Annotated in this window: 17 protein-coding genes; 2 read left to right on the top strand and 15 right to left on the bottom strand. The window is 60.3% G+C overall.

Annotation, left to right across the window (positions count from 1 at the left end):
- Positions 1-110 precede the first annotated feature (110 nt).
- From JFN91_RS14735 to JFN91_RS14700, 8 genes are all read right to left on the bottom strand, one after another.
- On the bottom strand, positions 111-875 hold the full coding sequence (locus JFN91_RS14735; protein WP_199389939.1) for an undecaprenyl-diphosphate phosphatase: 765 nt from the start codon (positions 873-875) through the stop codon (positions 111-113).
- 168 nt (positions 876-1,043) lie between these two features.
- Positions 1,044-1,451: a hemerythrin domain-containing protein gene (locus JFN91_RS14730; RefSeq protein ID WP_199389938.1), complete on the bottom strand. Its 408-nt coding sequence runs from the start codon at positions 1,449-1,451 to the stop codon at positions 1,044-1,046.
- A 201-nt stretch (positions 1,452-1,652) separates the two neighbouring features.
- A complete protein-coding gene (locus JFN91_RS14725; protein ID WP_199389937.1) occupies positions 1,653-3,272 on the bottom strand; it encodes a hypothetical protein in 1,620 nt (539 codons plus the stop codon).
- Positions 3,273-3,316: 44 nt separating this feature from the next.
- Positions 3,317-4,057: a glycosyltransferase family 2 protein gene (locus JFN91_RS14720; protein WP_199389936.1), complete on the bottom strand. Its 741-nt coding sequence runs from the start codon at positions 4,055-4,057 to the stop codon at positions 3,317-3,319.
- Positions 4,057-4,461 (bottom strand): HAD family hydrolase, encoded by a 405-nt coding sequence (locus JFN91_RS14715; protein ID WP_199389935.1) that lies wholly within the window; start codon positions 4,459-4,461, stop codon positions 4,057-4,059. Before JFN91_RS14715 ends, JFN91_RS14720 begins: the two co-directional genes overlap by 1 nt.
- Positions 4,458-5,885, bottom strand: a complete 1,428-nt coding sequence (locus tag JFN91_RS14710) for a hypothetical protein (RefSeq protein ID WP_199389934.1) — start codon at positions 5,883-5,885, stop codon at positions 4,458-4,460. The genes JFN91_RS14715 and JFN91_RS14710 overlap by 4 nt, the downstream gene beginning before the upstream one ends.
- Complete coding sequence (locus JFN91_RS14705) at positions 5,882-6,874, bottom strand: lysylphosphatidylglycerol synthase domain-containing protein (RefSeq protein WP_199389933.1); 993 nt, start codon at positions 6,872-6,874, stop codon at positions 5,882-5,884. The genes JFN91_RS14710 and JFN91_RS14705 overlap by 4 nt, the downstream gene beginning before the upstream one ends.
- Before the next feature lie 2 nt (positions 6,875-6,876).
- Positions 6,877-7,674, bottom strand: coding sequence for a glycosyltransferase family 2 protein (locus tag JFN91_RS14700; RefSeq protein WP_236015162.1), 798 nt, complete (start codon positions 7,672-7,674; stop codon positions 6,877-6,879).
- Positions 7,675-8,044: 370 nt separating this feature from the next.
- Here JFN91_RS14700 and JFN91_RS14695 point away from each other — a divergent pair, with 370 nt between their 5' ends.
- Positions 8,045-9,733 carry a hypothetical protein gene (locus tag JFN91_RS14695; protein ID WP_328747138.1) on the top strand — a complete coding sequence of 563 codons (1,689 nt, stop codon included), beginning with the start codon at positions 8,045-8,047 and terminating at the stop codon, positions 9,731-9,733.
- Between the two features lie 149 nt (positions 9,734-9,882).
- A complete protein-coding gene (locus JFN91_RS14690) occupies positions 9,883-11,676 on the top strand; it encodes a hypothetical protein (RefSeq protein WP_199389931.1) in 1,794 nt (597 codons plus the stop codon).
- Here JFN91_RS14690 and JFN91_RS14685 read toward each other — a convergent pair.
- From JFN91_RS14685 to JFN91_RS14655, 7 genes are read right to left on the bottom strand one after another with little or no spacing between them, the layout of a single operon-like run.
- Positions 11,668-13,011, bottom strand: a complete 1,344-nt coding sequence (locus JFN91_RS14685) for a hypothetical protein (RefSeq protein WP_236015160.1) — start codon at positions 13,009-13,011, stop codon at positions 11,668-11,670. The two genes, JFN91_RS14690 and JFN91_RS14685, sit on opposite strands and share 9 nt — an antisense overlap.
- Complete coding sequence (locus JFN91_RS14680; RefSeq protein WP_199389930.1) at positions 12,995-13,372, bottom strand: hypothetical protein; 378 nt, start codon at positions 13,370-13,372, stop codon at positions 12,995-12,997. The genes JFN91_RS14685 and JFN91_RS14680 overlap by 17 nt, the downstream gene beginning before the upstream one ends.
- 37 nt (positions 13,373-13,409) lie before the next feature.
- Positions 13,410-14,093, bottom strand: coding sequence for a glycosyltransferase family 2 protein (locus tag JFN91_RS14675; RefSeq protein WP_199389929.1), 684 nt, complete (start codon positions 14,091-14,093; stop codon positions 13,410-13,412).
- Between the two features lie 42 nt (positions 14,094-14,135).
- Positions 14,136-15,308, bottom strand: a complete 1,173-nt coding sequence (locus tag JFN91_RS14670; RefSeq protein ID WP_215907398.1) for a glycosyltransferase family 9 protein — start codon at positions 15,306-15,308, stop codon at positions 14,136-14,138.
- Between the two features lie 34 nt (positions 15,309-15,342).
- Positions 15,343-16,284: a glycosyltransferase family 2 protein gene (locus tag JFN91_RS14665; protein WP_199389928.1), complete on the bottom strand. Its 942-nt coding sequence runs from the start codon at positions 16,282-16,284 to the stop codon at positions 15,343-15,345.
- An 8-nt stretch (positions 16,285-16,292) separates the two neighbouring features.
- Entirely contained in the window at positions 16,293-17,129 is an 837-nt protein-coding gene (locus tag JFN91_RS14660) for a class I SAM-dependent methyltransferase (protein WP_199389927.1), read from the bottom strand.
- Positions 17,122-18,054: a glycosyltransferase family 2 protein gene (locus JFN91_RS14655; protein WP_199389926.1), complete on the bottom strand. Its 933-nt coding sequence runs from the start codon at positions 18,052-18,054 to the stop codon at positions 17,122-17,124. Before JFN91_RS14655 ends, JFN91_RS14660 begins: the two co-directional genes overlap by 8 nt.
- Between the last annotated feature and the right edge of the window lies 1 nt (position 18,055).

Genomic DNA, 18,055 nt, shown 5'->3' with positions numbered 1-18,055 from the left:
TGTTGCCACCTGGCACCTTGTGGCCTCACTGCAAGGCCCTCACCCCTGCCCCTCTCCCAAAGGGCGAGGGGGTGGACACCCAGACGGTTGAAGCTGGAGTTGCGACAGTCCTAAAAGAGGAAAACCAGGAAGAGCACGCCCACTATAATCCGGTAGATGCCGAAGGGGATGAAGGTGTGGCTGGTGACGAACTTCAAGAGGGCCTTGATGCCGATGACACCGAAGATGAACGAGGTGACAAAACCTACGGCAATATTCTGCCAGTCAGCCATGTGGAACACGGTGTAGTTCTTATAGACGTCGTAACAGGTGGCGGCAAGCATGGTGGGAAGCGCCAACAGGAAGGAAAATTCGGTGGCATCCTTGCGGTCGAGGCCGAACAGCAAACCGCCCATGATGGTGGCTCCGGAACGGGAGACGCCGGGAACCATGGAGAGACACTGTACCAGCCCGATGGAGAAGGCCTGCTTGTAGCTGATCTCGTCCAGGGTGTGGGTCGTTGCCGGTCGGTCCTTCATCCAGTACTCAATGACGATGAAGGCGACGCCCCCCGCGATGAGCATGTAGCTCACCAGAGAAGGCTGGAAGAGGGACTTCACCAGCTTGTACAGCAGAAAACCTATAGTGCCGGTGGGAAGGAAGGCGAAACAGACCTTCTTGATCAGGTCGGGACGGGCAAAAAGCTGCTTGCGATACACCTCGACAACGGCAAGCATGGCCCCCAACTGGATGACCACCTCGAAAACCTTGTGGGTCTCCGACTGCTGCAGTTTCAAAACGGCCGAGGCCAGGATGAGATGCCCTGTGGAAGAAACGGGAAGAAACTCGCTCAACCCCTCCACGATACCCAGTACTATCGCCTCGAATATACCCACGGAAAACTCCTTTTAATGCGCCGATTCAAGCGAGCAAAATAACCGATCCTGCCCTGCTTGTAAAGGGAACATGCGGCGAAGAATTTTCAGGTGAGGGAATATTGCGAAAGGCGGTGGTACAACCTGGAACCGATGAGGCATTCCCCATGGTTCCAGGTGCGGGATTGTTCAGTGGTGCAGCTTTTCGTAGGCGGCGTAGAGGGTGTTCTCCTCGCTGCGCAGCCTCCTGGAGATGGTGGCGAACAGCCTGCCCAATGCCTTGGCGAACTCGATGTCGATAACGGCGTCGTCCGCAGAATACTTCTTGAAAAATGCCACCGCGTTGCCGGAGATTTCGTCCATGTCCTTGGCGTAGAAATCCACGGTGCGCTTCAGTGCCTGGTCCGCCTGCGCGGCCTGGTTCAGCACCGGGTACAGTTGCGCGTCTTCCTTGCGCAGATGCGCGAGCAGCGTCGACTGCGCCGCCAAAAGAAGCCTGTGCGCCTCCTTGTTGGTGATACTGGTATCCTTGACGCGGTTGAGCATATCCTCGATTGCCACGTGATCACGCTTCAGCTCATCTATCAACCTTGCCATACGTCACCTCTCCTCTCGTTTTTTACGGTCCCACAGAACCTTTTCACTGGTCCGAGTATAGGCGCGTCGAGAGGCGGGGGGCTTGATGCAGGTCAAGAAAACGGAGTAAGCAGCGGTCGCCATGAGGCGACACGAGCGGCCGCACAAGGACCTGCCTGACACCGCTGTTGTGGCACCCCAAACCACGCCGACACCGTGGAGTCAGTCGCAGAGGATGACATGAATGTCGTTATGAATGGGCAGGTAGGTGTCGTTGGCCCTTATGGACACTAATTCCCGGGCACCGTAGCGGGAAGCTGCCAGGTTCAGGTTGTTGTGAACCGACAGCAGCACAATCTTTCCGGTGCCGCGCAGCGTCGCGATGACATCATAAAGAGTCGATGGATCACCAGGATCGAAGTCACGACGGGCTTCGGAGAGAATGACGACGATTTCTTTGCCGTTGCGGTTCTTGAAGGTGAAGTTGCCGAGCGGCCTCGGAAACTTCTTTATGATGGAAAGAACATGCGGATCAGCATCCACCAACCGGAAATCCTTGTCGATAAGCAGCCTGTTGACTTCGTTGAACACCCTCCACGAGGTGATGACGAATATGGAGCGGCCCGAGGTCGCTGTTTTCGCACCGAAGAGGACGTTGTCCAGGTTTTGGAACTGGTTGGAGAGGGTTGCCTTTTGGTTATAGAAGTAATAAGGCAGCCCCATATTCAAGTACTGCAACCGGCTTCCATCGGACAAAGCCATGGTCCTGGAGTTCCAAAAACAGAGGCTGAGAACGATCACGAACGCCAGGGCGCAGACGGAGACCGACCTGGTTATCCTGCTTCGGAGCGCCAGCAGATTGGACACGCCCATAGACACTGGAACCGCCAGGAAGAAAGATGTCACGATCAGAAAACGGGGCGTGTCGGGCTTGGTCCGATACAGGTACATCCAAAGCAGCAGCGGGCCAAAACATAAAGCCGCCAAGGCTAGAGCTTCAACGGCGCGATGCAACTGCGACGTCTGCTTCCGCGCCACCGCCGCCATCCTGCCGAGGAAGCCGTAACAGGAAAGGAGTATGGCCGGAATAGAGAAGAAACAGGAGACCATGATAAGCATGACACGCCAGTTGGCAGGAAGCGGCGCGCTTGCGGACTTGATCTCGGCGATGATGTTGTAGCCTTTCAGCTTGTAAATGCCCCACACGGCAAAGGGCACTACCACAAACGGAGCCAGTTTCTTTACCTGAGTCGCTATCCCCTCTTCGTTGTCGATGAAATACCACGCGAGGATGAACGGCATGATGCCCAGGGTGTCGATCCTGAAAACCGACGCGATGGCCAGCATCGCGGCGGCAACCACGGTGTTCAAGGGGAAGCGATGGGAAATGGCCAGAAAACAAGCCGCCACCCAGGGGAGCGCCAACAGGCAGGAAGACGTCTGCGAGGCGACGGCCGAGGTGTCGGGAAAAAGCAGCAGACCGAACAGGACCGCGGGAAAGGCGACGCCGAACTTCCTGGTGATGGCAAGGCTTGCCAGCAGGAGGTAGCTGACATAGGAGACCGCATTGGCAGCCCAGGCTGCGCTCCTCGCATCTACACCAAATGCCTTGCAGACTGCGGTGTAACAGACAAACTCACCGAGCCTGTTGGATATGTTGTAGTAAGGGAACGTGATGCTGCTGAACAGGGGATGGATGTTGTGATTGATCCCGTTGGTTACGTACGCCTCGAACCCTTCCATGGTTGCGGGAGGGATCAACATGGGAACCAGGGAGTATAAGAACAACGCGGCCAGGCACACGTTGAACACCGGGACCGAGCCGGGCATTTTCAGTTTCATCAGTTTTCCTTAAAAGCCAACCGTTATCGGTAGAAAAAGCGTCATCACGTGGTCCTGTTCAAGGCGATGAACGTTTCGACCTCTTTAGGAGTTCCCAGTGGTGTCACCGATGCGAAGTCGAGTTCCGTAACCATCACGTCCCGCCCCTCCGCGATGAGCTGGTTGTAGACCGGTGCCACGTACCGCTCGCCGCGCTCCTCCCTCCCGGCGCACGAATAATAAGTGTCGTAGGCGTTGCAGTACAGGGCAGCGGAGGAAAACCAGTAAAAACCGATGGTGGCAAGCTCGGAGATGCGTTTTTTCTCCCGGACTTCGAGGGCACGGCACGCCTCGTCGGTACGAACGAAGCTCCATGCTTCACCCGGTGCACGGAAACAGGGAATCCACCCGTCACCGCTTGCCTGTACGGGCTTCAGCAGGTAGGGCTGAACGCCCGTGTCGATGTTGAAGATGGCCACGGGGGTGTCCGGCTCCAGGTGATCGCAGGCAAGACGGGCGGTGGTGGCCTGTCCGTCGGTCGGCTGGTCCAGCTCGATGACCTGAACGTCATCGATGCCGTTTGCCTTGGCCCGGGCGCGTATGAAATCAGCCCCCTGGTCGGCCCGGCGCACCACGAACAGAAACGGCGACCCCTGGTCGATGAACGCCTGGAGCCCCCGCATGGACCAGTCGAAAAGGGTGGCCCCGTTGGCCTCGATCATGTATTTGGGCTGCTGGTAGCCCGCGTCCCGGAAACGCGATCCGAACCCCGCCATCGTGATCACCACAGTGGTAGCAGGATGCATCAAATCCCTCCGCCCGCCGGCCCCTTGAGCAGGTTGCGGATCCCCTCGTCATCGAGATTGACGAATTCGTCCGGTCGAACGGTGCGGTCGTCGACGTAAAAACCGCGCGGCCCCGGCCAGGGCTTGCCCACCAAGAGCCCATCGAAAGGAACGTTGCGCTTTTTGAGCCAGTCCAGAACCGACGGCGCCGTCTCGATATTGATACGGGACAACTGCCCCTGGTAGGTTCTCATGTTCCTGGCGGTGTGCACGACAATCTGATACCCCTGCTGACGCGCAATCAGCAGTCTGCGGATCACTTCTTCGTTGGCGGGAAGGTCCTCGTAACGATCCCCTTCTCCCTTGAGCGGGCACAGCGTGCCATCCAGATCTACGTAAATGTAGTTTGGGTAGTCTTCTTTCACTGAACATCAACCTCCTTGATAATGTGCGCCGCGACCAAGGCAAATGCCAAAACGCTGTGCGGGTTGTCACGATGCAAAGGCAGCATGCTGAGAAACAAAGAGGCCTCGTACAGTCTCACCTGCCTCACCTCGATGTCCGCACTTTCGAGTTGCGCGATGAACCTCGTTGCATAGGCATCGAAGTCCGGTTCGGGTGTGTGCAGGCGCAAGCGCAGGTCCTTGTCTATGAAGATGTTGCACAAGCCGTTCACGATGAAGTCATAGCCTCCCAGGACCGAGTGGGAAAGCTTGGCATAGTCGTAGGCCGGGTCGGTATAGAGCTCATCCCCGGCGGTGGCACCTTTGGGGTCAATCAGTTTCAGGAGCCGGATGCGCTTGTCGTAGAGGATGTTGGAGAAGCACAGGTCGCCGTGGCCGATGCTTTCGAAATCGGGCACGCGCTGCCGGTAGGGTGACAGCAGGTCGAAATAGCGCTGGAAAAGCTCCGACAGGGAACCGACCCCGGTGCTGTTGCGCAGCATGTCGTTGACATAGGAGCACAACGGGTACGATTCGAACTCCTTGAGGCGCTTCTGGACCTTGGTGACATACAGTTGGTCGAAGTTGGCGACGGCGCGGGTCCGGGGACAGGTCCGTCTCGGTCTTTCGTCGAGAAACCGTACCACGTCCTCCAGAAAGCGATCAAAGTCGTCGACGCTCAGACCGCCGTTGATCCACTGCTGGCCCATATCCAGCACCTGCAGCCGCTCCATGGTGTAACTTGCCCCGCGTTCGTCCTTCTTCAGGTCGTAGGGCATGACGAACCAGCGTCGCATCGATTCCGGCACCAGGTGATAGTAGTCGTGCTCCGCCTTGATCTTGTCGCTGTCCGAGGAGAATTTGACCACCTGCTGCCGGGTGCGGGTAACGCTGTTGAAGTGCCGGCTGCCGAAGGCACCACTTAAGAAATCGACCATGCCGGAGAGGTTGCTGATATCGACAAAAGAGTTGTCGAAGGGGACCTGGACCATGCCGCTTTGGGCGGAGTCGAGCATAGCCAGTGAGGCAAACGACTTGAGGTACTGCTCCGACGACGTGGCGAACAAAGGTATCGGCACCCCGTCGAGGGTTGCCAGGCACGGGTCGGAGACCATGGCTACCCTCTCCAGCCGGTCCAGAGCCGTCACTTCCAGGGTCGGTACGACCCAGGAGGCAACGTGCACCACGCGCGTGTGTCCCTCCGCCAGCCTCTGCTCGACGGTATCCGGGCTGTCGGCCGAGTCGACGCGAACGATCTGCCAGCCGAGTTTGCGCACCAGGGAGCACATCCGGTCGTACAGGGTTTGCCGGCGAAACACGATGTCGCCGAACCGGGCAGCACCGACCAAGGCGGTCAGTTCGACTTCCACCCCCCGCCGGTCATCGAAAACCAGTAATATGCTCACCGCAAGCGTCCTTTCAGCCCTGCCGGCTCCATCCGGTTCTTTGAGAAAACGGAGTAGCGAGGGAAGATGATGATTTTGTCCAGGACCGACATCCTGCTTTTGAAGTAGGAACGGATGCCGATCGATACCAGGAACAGCAAGGTAAGATTGCAGGTCAATCTATAGATGGAAAAATGGGCGGCACCTATGTTGGCATGAGGGGTGAGGGTGTAGGCCAGGATGTCGATTGCCTGTGCAGGCACGGAATCATTGCCGGATGATACAGCCATGCAGAGCAGGAAAACGGACAACAACTCCAGTCCCCACACTGCAAAGGTGACAGTGGTCAGAAGAGACAGAGTCTGCAACTCCATTTTCGGCATCCTGGACAAGATCGACTTGAGCTTCAAAAGGCTGCGCATGACGCTCAAGGACCTGCTGCTGGAGGATTGCAGCAAGGCGCGCATGAAGGCCGCAACTGCTCCGGGGAGCAGGACCCCCAGGGCGACCGAGACCGCCAGAAACGCTCCCAGTGAAAACAGCAGCAGTCGGACCGGTTGGAGCGGACTGGTGGTCGAGACGGAAACAATCAACAGGACCAGGATGACGGCAACGTCGAAGAGCCGGTCGAACCAGACGGCGAAGATGCCGCGCGCGTCGTTTTTCAACAGTCGGTAGAACTCCGAGGCCCGGAGCAGGTCGCCTAGTTTGAACGGAGCCGCAAAGGTCAACAAGGCGATGGTGGCATGGCAGCCAAAGACAGTGGAGAACCTGATGCGGTCCGACCCAAGGATCAACCACAGACGAAGACTGCGCAGCAAGTGCGCGACGGCATAGCTCCCCATTGCGGCCAGGACGAACAGGAAACCGTGCGTCGGCCAGCCGTTGTTTCCTTCCAGGTACTGGAAATTATGACGCACGTCGGAAAAGAGAAATACCGAGCATGCCAGGATGACACCGAGGATCAACAGATCTGACAGGAAGTCCCTGGATATGGTTCGTCTGGGCATGGTCACAGCCTGCTGGCAACTGTTTCGAACTGGTATGATTCCACCGGTACTTCGCGGAACTCGCGGGAAAGAAACCCGGTGCGATCCTTGACGTACAGCCACAGGATGCCGAGGGTCCTGCGCGCCTGGGAGAACAGCTTGACGTTGGAAACCTGGTCGTCCTCCCGCCACGAGATGGGGAAGAACAGGATCCTTTCCGATCGCTGCACATGGGCGAGGATCATACAGTAGTTGAACATGAGGTTGTCGTGGAATTTCAGCCAGTAAAAGGATTGCAGCGCCGAGGTCCGGTACAGGTTGAGCCCGGAGCCGAGGTCGTAGAGTCTCCGACCGCTGCCGATAGAAAACAGCCAGTTGTAGACATGGTTACCGGTCGTTCTCAACAGGGAGTAGCCACGAAGCTGTGCCCCGGGGTGGAACCTGGCCCCCAGGCAGCAGTCATAGTCGCGGTGCCGGCCGGTCCTCAAGACGCCCGTGATGTCCTTGACGTCACCCTGGTCGTCACCGTGCAGCACCATGACATGGGTGAAACCGTTGCGGATCGCGTAGGTGAAGGCGGCTTTGTGCGACCCGCCCAGCCCGTAGTTCTTTTGGTTGCGCACCACGGATACCTTGCCGAGCCCCATCGCCCTGGCGCAATCAAGAGCGGCCTGCACCGTGTCGTCGGGGCTGACGTTATCGACGACAAGAATTTCGTCGAACAAGCCGTGAACTTCAGGATCGGCGAACTGTTTCAGAACTCGCGGGATTTGGGCGGCACAGCAATAGGCGGGGATAAAGGCTAAAATCCTGTCGTTCATGGCAGTCTCATGGAGTTTGATAGGCCGACTCTGCACCAGGAAATACATCGGTTGGCGCGGCTAAGCCGTCAGCGTGGCCCGTGTACTTCACCTATTCACGCGGTTCCAACTCATATACCCCAATCACCTGTGTTAGTCACGTGCAAAGTGCAGGGAAACAAACTCCGCCGGTGAGGCTGAAACGGTAAATGGCACTGCGTCCGGAGCCAAGCGGCACCGCGATACCCCATCGAGCTGCAACAGCAGACAGGAGAGCGGAGTGCGCAATTGACAAATCCCGGCAAAGGCAATATTTTCAACCGTCCATGTGACTGCGTTACTCGTGCCGTGCAGCGAGTGATGCCAACGTCCAGCTTGATGCGGAGAACCGGTGCTGCGTGACGATCCCACCCCACTGTCCCTGAGAGATTGCAGCGCCATCGTGGCCATGCTTTTACTGGGGATGTACTTTGTGCCGCTGTCGGTCATGCATCCCGACCTGTCCCGCATCCCCGGCGACCTCGTGGACGCGCGCCTGAACAACTACTTCCTGGAGCACGGCTACCGGTGGATCACCGGGCACGCCGCCAGTTTCTGGAACGCCCCGTTCTTCTTCCCCGCGCCGCAGGTGATGACCCTTTCCGACAACCACCTGGGCACCCTCCCCCTCTACGCGCTTTTCCGCCTCCTCAATTCGGACCGGGAAACCGCCTATCAGCTGTGGATGCTAACCCTGTTCGCGCTCAACTACACCAGCGCCGCCTTCGTGCTGAACCGGCTGCGCTTGTCCCCTGTTGCGACGGCCGCCGGTGCCTACGTCTTCGCCTTTTCCCTCCCCATGTCCGCACAGCTCGGACACATTCAATTGCTGCCGCGCTTCATGGTTCCCCTCGCGTTCTACTTCGCCTTCAGGTTCCTCGAAGAGAAAAGGAACCGGGACCTGGCCGCTGCCTGCGCATGCGTGGTCGTGCAATTTTATTGCGCCATCTATGTCGGCTATTTCCTGTCACTGGCCCTGCTCTTCTTCTGCGCCTCGTACCTGCTGCTGCACCGGAACAGGATGACAATCCGCGCCGTCTTGTGGGGGAGTCGCAAGGAGTTCTCCGCAAGAGTGCTGTCGCTGGTGGCAGCGGTGGCGGCCCTGCTGCCTCTCATGTTCCCCTACTACCTGCGCGCCATGCATTCCGAGCCGATCTCGTGGGGGGTCGTTTCCGGGATGCTGCCGAGGGCCCGCTCCTTCTTTTACGCAGGCGAGGAGAGCCTGATGTGGGGATGCCTGTCCCGCACGGGAGACGCTCTGCCCATGGCGCATGAGCATCGCCTCTTCATGGGGCTCTTCCCCCTGCTGGCCCTGCTGCTCATCCCCGTGCTCTGGACCCGGTTGCCGCAACGGCATCTGAGCGTGCTGGCCAAACTCTTTGCGCTCACCCTGCTGGGCACCGTCCTGGTGACCCTGTACGTCGACGGGATGTCTCTGTACCGGATGGTCTACTGGGCACCGGGCGCTAATGCCATCAGGGCGCCGGTAAGGATGATACTGGTGCAGTCGTTCCTGGTCGCGGGGCTGGTCGCGCTGGCGGTAAACCTCACGGCGAGCCGGCTAAAGGACCGACCGCCGTGGGTAACAGCGAGCCTCGCCTGCGCCCTGCTCGCCCTCATCGTCTGCGATCAGGGGCTGAAGCATCCGGAGCGGTTGAGCTACGACAAGATCGAGGCGCAAGAGCGCACCCGGGGCGTCGAGCAGTTGGTACGCGCGCGCGACCCGCAGGCAAAGCTGTTCCTGTATCTGCCCAAGGACCTTGCCGAGCAGCGCGCCGAGAGGAACCTCGATGCGATGCTGGCCGCGCAGAGCATGGGGATATCCACCGTCAACGGGCACAGCGGCTACGAGCCGCGTGACAATCGGCCGGATCCCCGCAAACCGAACTTCTGCTCCAATCTGCGGCAGTGGCTGGTGGCGGTGCGACAGCATTACCGCGGCCGGGAAGGCATCGAACAGCTCGACCACCTGGTGATCGTGGGCGATCTCTCGTGCAGTGGAGATGGAGCCGATGAGAGGGGTTCGGGAATGGGCAGATGACCTGGCGCACCCCAGCCCGATGTCCCCCCTCCCGTCAAGGGAGAGGGAGAGCTGGAAACCGCTGGTCGCTCCCCTGTTTTCATCACACGCTGGACACGTTGAGAAGTACGGAAGAGACTGCCGAGTTGAAAGATCTGTGGAGATTTTAAATGCTAACCCTTGCAACAGGTATAGTAGCAAACATCGCATTTTACCTGCAGTTGCTAGGATGGGGATACCTGGTAACCAACCTGAAGGGAGCCCGTAAACCCGACGCGCATCCGGGTTCTCTGGCCATCATTGGGACGGCATTTCTTATCTGCGCCGGAGGTTTCTTCACCTTCTGGTCAATGAGCCCGAAATCTTTATACGTCATCGCGATAATCGGCCTGCTTGGCGCTGCCGGGTACATGACTCAAGCAGCAGATCTCGCCGTTTTGAAGAAGATTCCTCTCACTGTATGGTTTGTCCTTGCCATCATAGTTGTGCGCGTTGGATTCAGTACAGCGGGAGCGCTCAATGCTCATGATGACTACCATGGCTACCTGGTCCTTCCACAAAAAATCCAGCAGACCGGAACGTTAGCCCCAGACTTTTTCAACGAGCGTCGCATGGGGGTGCTGGGCGGCGCAGCGTACCTGCAGTCGTTATATCTGTGTTTTCTCCCGTTGGACTCCATTACCGGCCTCGACAAAGGGGTCGGCATACTCCTTATCGCCGGGGCTGTGCTATCCATCCTGCCCAATGTCATTTTCGAAAGAAAAGGTGCGCTTATTTTACTGATGTGCGCCCTGCTGGATTTCAACTCGGCCAATGTCACCTTCATTTACATATCGGCAGCACTATTGTCGCTTTTGGCGTCGGAGGTCTTGTCCAGGGATGACACCGACATATCCTGCTTCCAAATCGCTATTATTTCAACCGGCCTCATAGCGATAAAAAATTACTTCATCGTTCCGGTCCTTGCCCTCTTGTGTCTCTATTTGTTGAAGTCTCTGTACGCGCGACGTATATCCGGCGCTTACAAAACTGTTGCCACTCTTTTCTTAACGCTGGCTCTCCTCTCCCCGTGGCTATTCCTCTCCTTGAAATCATGCGGCACCCTGCTCTTTCCTTTAACAGGAACAGGCAATCACGGAAGCAGTTACGGCTTGCTGGAAATAGCAAACAATGCGCACCTCCCGATGGCAAAGTACGCCGGGTATTTCTGGAAATTCATCACCATGCCCGAAAGCCTTGTTTGCTGCCTCGGCCTGCTGCAATTGAGACATTGCGGTAAGAATAGGGAGGCTATCTTTGCCTGGCTGGGAGTGGCGGCTCTTTTGTCGACGGCATGGCTCATAGTTTACAAGTCCATGTTCCTCTTTCGATACGCAGAGTCTATTGCAGGCGTCGGCGCACTATTGACCATCCTCTGGTGCTTCAAGAACGGCAAGCTGCGCCATGTAGCCGCATGCATCCTTATCCTGTTTGCGCTGAAATCAGGCAGAATCGCAGGCAATTACAAGTCGTGGTGCGATCTGCAGGATCGCCGGACGTCTTTCGCGACCATGCAGACCTCGATGCTCAAGATGCAGGCTGCGATACCGTCGAAAGCGCCCATGGCCATATTCGCTTCACATCCCTTCCTGCTGGATTTCTCGAGGAACCCTGTGCACGTCTTCGACCATTACGGCGGAGCATCTCCTCCTCCGGGCTTGCCACCTAATAACGAAGCATTGCTGAAGAAATATCTTTTGGCGCAAGGAATTCGCTACCTGGCGTTCTCATACGGCGACCATGCCAATTACGGCCGCAATCGCTATTCCAGCCGGTTGCTTTCCGACGGTTCGCCATACGGAGAGCGTGTCAGAAGACTGGCTCTCTTAAACTTCAATTTTCAGGACATGATCTTGAGTCTTGGCAGGAGTGAAAAGATAGTCTTCGACGACGGCTCGAACCTGGTGATCGATCTTTCAGGATAGTGCGGAAGTGGCTTCGGCAGAGTCGAACAGCGAGAAGGACGCGGCCAGTAGCATGATGTGCACCGGGAGCATGGTGCGGTCACCGGTCGGGAGGTGAAAGGTGACGAGGTCAAAGGGCGTGGCCAGGTAGATGGTAACGATGCCGGCGAAATAAATGAGGGCGACCGCGGCGCAAAAAAGCGCTCCCCGGCGCGGACGCTCCTTATGCCGGGCCGTAACCACCAGTGCCAGCAGGAACACCCCGAGACTCAGGTTCACGTTGTCCACCACGTACAGGTATTTCAGTACCACCGCCAGCGACCCATCCGACAGACGCTGCAGCACTCTCTCTACGGACTCGGGGCCGAGGCGCAGATCGTTGTGCAGCTGGAACAGGTGTTTTTTCCTCTCCCATAGCATCCATCCCGACGCCATGACGGCAACGATGATGGCCCCTCCCCGCCACATGCCCCCCTTCAGGTGCGTAAGCCCTAGCCTCGACACCAGCAGGAATAAGCAGAGCAGTGCCGACAGGATCAAGACGTAAAGCATCCCCTCGTTCTTCAGGTCCAGCACGATCCCGGCGGAGAGCAGGCCGGTGACCAGGTCGAGGCGGCGCCCCCGGTCCAGCCACCGTCCCAGGTAGAAGCAGCCCAAGCCGGCGTAGAGGGCAAGATACCCGTCCATGTAGCCGTTGGTGAGCCACGTGCCCAGGAAGAGGAGCGGCACGCAAAGGAACAGGGCGTGGCGCCACTTAGCGCCCAGGATGGAGAGAAGGAGCAGAAGGGCCGGCCACAAAAGCGCAACCAGGCTCAGCTTTGGGAGGTATTCGTTCCAGTACCCGGCCACCGTGGCGATCTGTGCAGCCAGGATGGGAACCAGCAGGGGGTAATCGGTGTGGGAAAAGACCAGCGAAGGTAGCCGCCACTGCCCGCCGGCGTCGACCGAGCCGTGGTAAAAAAGCATCTTGCCGTGCAGAAACCAGATGGAGCGGGCATCCCACCCGGAAACCGGTTCGCCCGCCACGAGGTAGAGGCAGGCGCCGTACAGCACGAGAAATGGGACCAGCCATGCGGCGGGGAAGAGGCGGGCAACGAGGGCGCGCTTTGCGGCAGTCAGGGCGAGGATGCCCACGACGGAGAGGGCAGCACCGGCGCAAAGGGATGCGCCGATGCCGGGCAACAGCAGCGCCAGCACGTGGTTGACCAGCACCCCGAAGAGCAGGCAACTGGCGACGCCTTGCAGTGCGGCGCGGTCCGATGCAGCCGCTTCCCGTTCCAGGCCGGAGCAAAGAACGAACAGCAGCCCCCCGAGCCCGAACAGGTACGGGAGCATGAGATTAACGGCAACCGGCAATGCTCACCCCTTTCACTGTCTGCAACAGCCGGCATCCCGGCGGCAGCGCCTCGGCAGCATAGCTGACGTAAAGCTCGCCCCCGTCCTTGACCAGTGCCGGGTAGATGGCTTCCGTCATGGGTTGCGCCAGAAAGCGGTTGTCGGCGATGCGCGGGGAGAGGGTGGCCGATCGCACCCCGCGCTGCCGGACCAAGTCCACCAGCACCAGCGCCTCGGCCGGCAGCACCTCGCGCTCCCCGGCCAGCGGCGTGGCGAGGTTACGCCACAGCATGGCGCCGTGCGGATAGCCGACGGCGACGGCGACCACCAGGGCCGCCAGCGCTGCGCACCACAGTTTCAGTGAAAGGGAATTGTGCTCCATGCCCACCTGCACTTGCTCGACAGAGGCGATAGCTCCGTCATCTGAAGAGGTTGTACTTCAGGATGCACCTCAGGGCGGAAACCCCGTCCCTCCAGCCGATTTTCTTCCCTTCCTGGTAGGTCCTGCCCGAGTAGGAGATGCCGGTCTCGTAGATCCTCAGGTTCAGCTTGGCAAGCTTCGCGGTGATCTCGGGTTCGAAGCCGAAGCGGTTCTCCTCGATGGTCACTTTGTCGAGGACCTCCCTGCGGAAGGCCTTGTAACAGGTCTCCATGTCGGTGAGGTTGAGGTTGGTCAGCATGTTGGACAGCAGGGTCAGGAACGAGTTGCCCACCATGTGCCAGAAATACAGCACCCTGCGGTAATCTCCGGACACGAAGCGCGAGCCGTAGACGACGTCGGCCTTCCCGTCCAGGATGGGCTGTATCAGCTTCGGAAACTGCCTGGGATCGTACTCGAGGTCCGCATCCTGGACGATGACGATGTCTCCCGTGGCACTGGCGAAACCGGTCCTCAGGGCGGCGCCTTTGCCCATGTTGTGCTCGTGCAGCCGCACCACGGTCATATCGTCCGCCAGCCCCTGCACGATCTCCCTGGAACCGTCGGTGGAACAGTCGTCGACGAGGATTATTTCCGAGACCGGCTCAACGCTCCGGACGGCCTGGTATATGGCGTGGATGGTATCTTTCTCGTTGTAAATCGGGATCACTACGGAGAGGTTCATATCTTCCTTTCGCCCCAAAGGGGCCATGACATTGCTGCTGTACTATGATCGATCCAGCAGGTTCCGCACTGCCCCCCAGACCTCGTCCACCGTTATCCCTGCCAGGCAGGGGGCGGCGGCGTCGCGACAGGGGTAGATGCAGTCCCAGTTGCAGTTGAAACAGGCCATGCGGTGCTCCAGGACCACCGGCAACGGCCCGGAACTTTCCAGGCAATAGGGAACGAAGCGGCCGTAGTGCCCTCCCCCGGTCAGGCAGACGGACCGCGTCCCCACGGCGGCAGCGAGGTGGATGGCGCTGCTTTCGTTGGCGAGCACCAGTTCGCTCCCCTTGATGACGGCGGCAAACCCCGCCAGCGTGGTGGCGCCGGTCAGATAGACCGCCTGGACCGGCTCCGGCACAAGCTCCCGCAACCGACGCCCCAGTGCTTCCTCGCCCGGAGCGCCGCAGATGACGGCCTTGATGCGGTAGGTATCCCAGATCCTCTCCATCAGGGCCGCGTACCGCTCCAGGGGCCACTGCCGGAGCGCCTTGCCGGCACCGGGCACCACGACGTAATAGCGCTCGCCGGCCAGTGCGGCGGGTAGCTCCTCCGCCACCACCAACTCGGGGAGGCCGGGACGAAACGACGCCACCCCGAGTCCCCGCACGAACTCCGCGTTGCGCTCCAGCTCCATCAGTTGCCCTTGTGCGGCAGGGATGAGCCTCGTGTACCAGCGATTGCTGATAGCCATCTCCCAAGGCCGCTGGTTGGCAAAATCGCCGGCAAAGCCGATCCGCTCGCGGGCGCCACAAACCCGCATCACCGCATCGTCACAAGGGAAGTGCCTAGAGAAGGTGGGGTTGAGGGCCACCTCGCAGCGCAGGGCCCGCAACCGCCGCCACAGCTCGAAGCGGTAGCCGGGATCACGCAAAAGCCTGCCGAGGTTCACGGGGACGACCTGGTCGAAAAAGGGCTGCTGTGCCGCGAGGTCGGTCCAGAGCGCATTGCCGACCAGCACCAGCCGATACCGCTCCGCCGGGTAGCGCTGGCGCAGGGCGGCGGCCGCATCGAGCCAGAGCACGAAGTCGCCGATGACGTCGAGCCGCACCACCATGACCGCCTGCTTTTCCCCCGGCGCGGCGGACGGACGCGGCAGCACGGAGGCGAGCCCGTCCAGCAGAAAGTTGCGCGCCAGCACCGAACGCTCCCGCCACCTGTTCACTGTCCCTGCCATGCGCGGGTTCACCGCCGTGTCCGAAGCGGGACGTTCATTCCCGCCCCCATAGCTTGCGCCACTGGATGCGCAGCGCAGCCAGCACCCGGGGGATCAAGGGATACTCCCGGTATTGAGTCTTCAGCGTGTACCGGTCCGCAGCCGTGAAAGGCTCGAGCGCCGCCGGATGACGCAGCGGAAACGGCATCGGCTCCACGGGCATGGCGGCGTACCGGTTGGCAACCGGCGTGTGGGTGGCGCCGGGGCCGAAGCCGATGTTGGACACCAGGTTTACCGCGGGAATGACGGTCAAGAGGCCATGCCGCCAGCAGGACAGGGTCCAGCGGCAGGCCCAGGAATCGATGGCGCCGGCGGCCACCAGGTCCAGCACCTTGCTCCAGTAGGCTGCCTGTTTGCGGTCGGCCAGGAAACCGTTCAGCATGCCGCTCTCCCGGCAGGCCGGCCAGTGCACCATCTCGTTGTCGTTCATCAGCCAGGCGCGCTTCCAGGTGGCCCATCCCCAGACGTGGTTGTAGCGCGAGAAGTAGTAGCTGTCCCCGGTGCGGTTGTGCCCGAACTGGAAGTTCACCCCGGCTATCTGCGCGACGCGCGGCTCGTGGCGGTAGCGGTCCAGGAGTTCGCGGCAAAACGGAAAGAACGTGGGGTGCGGCAGGCAGTCGTCTTCCAGGATGATGGCCTCGTCGACCTGCCCGAAGACCCAGTCGACGCCGCTGGAAACGCGCCTCATGCAGCCCAGGTTCGCGCTGGCGAAATCGGTGTAGACCTCGCACTGCCAGTCCACCTCCGTGACGATGGCGCGGGCTTCCCGGCAGCGCTCCGCCTCGCCTTCGCGCCCGGCGCGGGGTCCGTCGGCCACCAGGAACAGCTGCCTGGGGCGCAGCCTGCGCACTGCATCGAAGACCAGGCTCGTGGTGTCGGGCCTGTTGAAGATGAGCATCACGATGGGGGTGTCGAATTCCCATGCAGGAAGAGACATACGCGGGGTCACCTCGTTGCGGCGTGGAAGTGGAAGTCGGGCGCGACCTCCTCAACTTTGGTTGCCGCCAGGGTCAGGTTGCCCCTGAGCGTCGGGCACAACAGGTAGAGCAGACGGGCGGGAAGGCTGGCCCGATGCGTGGTGTAAAAGCCGAGGCTGTCCACCGAGAAGCCGGACCGGAGCACCAGTTCCTCCAGCTCGGCGGCGGTGTACTCGCGCCAGTGCAGCCCGACGATCATGTTGCTGTCACAGGAGAGCTGTGCCGCAAAATCGCTGATGGGGTTGTGCACGGAGCGGCCGCACAGAAGCTTGACCCGGTTCACCAGGGACGCCTGGTTGGGCAGCGAGAGGTAGAGGCCACCCTCCTTGCGCAGCAGCCGGTTCACTTCGGCCATGACCGGCAGGGGATTGAAGTTGAGGTGCTCGAGGGTCTCGCACATGATCACGATGGCGAAGCTCCCCGTGTCGGCCGGGAGCGAGTAGTCGCGCAGGTTGGCGGCGAGGCAGGCGACACCGTAACGGCGGTAGCGCTCCTGCAGCCGCTCGTTTTGGACGAACTCGGGCAGATCGAGGGCGGTGACCGGAAAGCCCAGGCGGGCCAGGGCACAACTCACCACGCCGAGGAAGGCCCCTATCTCGAGGATGGGGATCTCGGCGTAGGGGGCGCCCAGGGCATCGGCCATGGCCACTATGTCACGCAGGGTGCGCAGGTAAGAGCACCGGGAATGTTCCAGATAGGCGGACTCCCCCGCCTGGTCGCCTATGTTCAGCAGATCGATGGGTGCCTGGCAAAGCTCGCCGATCACGGCATCGAGCACGCTTTCGCAGTCAACAGGTCTATGCACGGTCGTGCCCCTCAAGCAGGAATTGATGCAGCGCCCCCAACTCGGAAACCAGGGGTTTCAGCGAGTAGTAGATCTTGCGTCGCAGCGGGTTGTGCGACGGCGTCGCCAGGGTGCGCAGCGCGAAGACGATGCCGTAGCAGATGCCGGAACAGCACGACAAGAGCGTCCTCTTTTGGCAGAAGGTGGCCGACGAGCAGCGCCCGACGGCGTAAAGGTTCCTGATGAGCCAGGACAACTTCATCTTTTGCGCGGGGAGCAGGTGTTTCACCCGCATCGCCGGGACGTAGAAGACCTGGTGCCCTTGTCGCTTCAGGTCGATCTGCAGGCGGGTCTCCTCGCCGTAACAAAGCCTGGTGCCGCTCATGCCGAGTTCGGGGCGGAAGCCACCAAGGGCCAGCAGCACGTCGCGGCGGAACACCATGTTGGTGCCCGAGATGAACTGGGTCACCGAATCGAGCGCCCCTTCGTCCTCCGACAGCACCGAACTGCCGTACTCCGGCGGGAACCAGGCGGGGACGGCGCCATCGACCATCCTCAGGTACGGCCCGCCGAAGGCAACCACGGCAGTCACCCTCCCGATGAAGGAGAGCATCTCTTCGATCCAGTCCGGGCAGGCTTCGGCGTCGTCGTCTATGAAGGCGACCCGTTTGGCCGCGGCCTCGGCGATGCCCCGGTTGCGCGCGTGGCTCAGGCCGAGGTTGCTTTCCAGGCAGTACCTGAAGTTGTCCCTGCCGGCGAAGGCCGCGCGGGCAACCGCGGCCGTGTCGTCCGTGGAGGCGTTGTCGACGACGATGACCTCAAACAGCGAGGCGTCGGCCGACTGTGCGACCAGGGAAGCCAGGCACCTGCGCAGGGAGGCGGACCTGTTGCGGGTACAGACGACCACGCTGACCATGAGCGCGCTGGCAAGAGCAGGGACGGACATG

Origin of the sequence: Geomonas anaerohicana, assembly GCF_016458305.1 — a bacterium.
Lineage (GTDB): Bacteria > Desulfobacterota > Desulfuromonadia > Geobacterales > Geobacteraceae > Geomonas > Geomonas anaerohicana.
Note: the sequence above shows the minus strand (reverse complement) of the source record. Positions and strands in the feature narration are given on the sequence as shown.

Excerpts from the sequence above, each read along its gene's own strand:
- JFN91_RS14725 (WP_199389937.1), bottom strand. The coding sequence starts at position 3,272 with ATGAAACTGAAAATGCCCGGCTCGGTCCCGGTGTTCAACGTGTGCCTG.
- JFN91_RS14680 (WP_199389930.1), bottom strand. The coding sequence starts at position 13,372 with ATGGAGCACAATTCCCTTTCACTGAAACTGTGGTGCGCAGCGCTGGCG.
- JFN91_RS14690 (WP_199389931.1), top strand. The coding sequence starts at position 9,883 with ATGCTAACCCTTGCAACAGGTATAGTAGCAAACATCGCATTTTACCTG.
- JFN91_RS14665 (WP_199389928.1), bottom strand. The coding sequence starts at position 16,284 with ATGTCTCTTCCTGCATGGGAATTCGACACCCCCATCGTGATGCTCATC.
- JFN91_RS14730 (WP_199389938.1), bottom strand. The coding sequence starts at position 1,451 with ATGGCAAGGTTGATAGATGAGCTGAAGCGTGATCACGTGGCAATCGAG.
- JFN91_RS14700 (WP_236015162.1), bottom strand. The coding sequence starts at position 7,674 with ATGAACGACAGGATTTTAGCCTTTATCCCCGCCTATTGCTGTGCCGCC.
- JFN91_RS14675 (WP_199389929.1), bottom strand. The coding sequence starts at position 14,093 with ATGAACCTCTCCGTAGTGATCCCGATTTACAACGAGAAAGATACCATC.
- JFN91_RS14720 (WP_199389936.1), bottom strand. The coding sequence starts at position 4,057 with ATGCATCCTGCTACCACTGTGGTGATCACGATGGCGGGGTTCGGATCG.
- JFN91_RS14655 (WP_199389926.1), bottom strand. The coding sequence starts at position 18,054 with ATGTCCGTCCCTGCTCTTGCCAGCGCGCTCATGGTCAGCGTGGTCGTC.
- JFN91_RS14670 (WP_215907398.1), bottom strand. The coding sequence starts at position 15,308 with ATGGCAGGGACAGTGAACAGGTGGCGGGAGCGTTCGGTGCTGGCGCGC.
- JFN91_RS14705 (WP_199389933.1), bottom strand. The coding sequence starts at position 6,874 with ATGCCCAGACGAACCATATCCAGGGACTTCCTGTCAGATCTGTTGATC.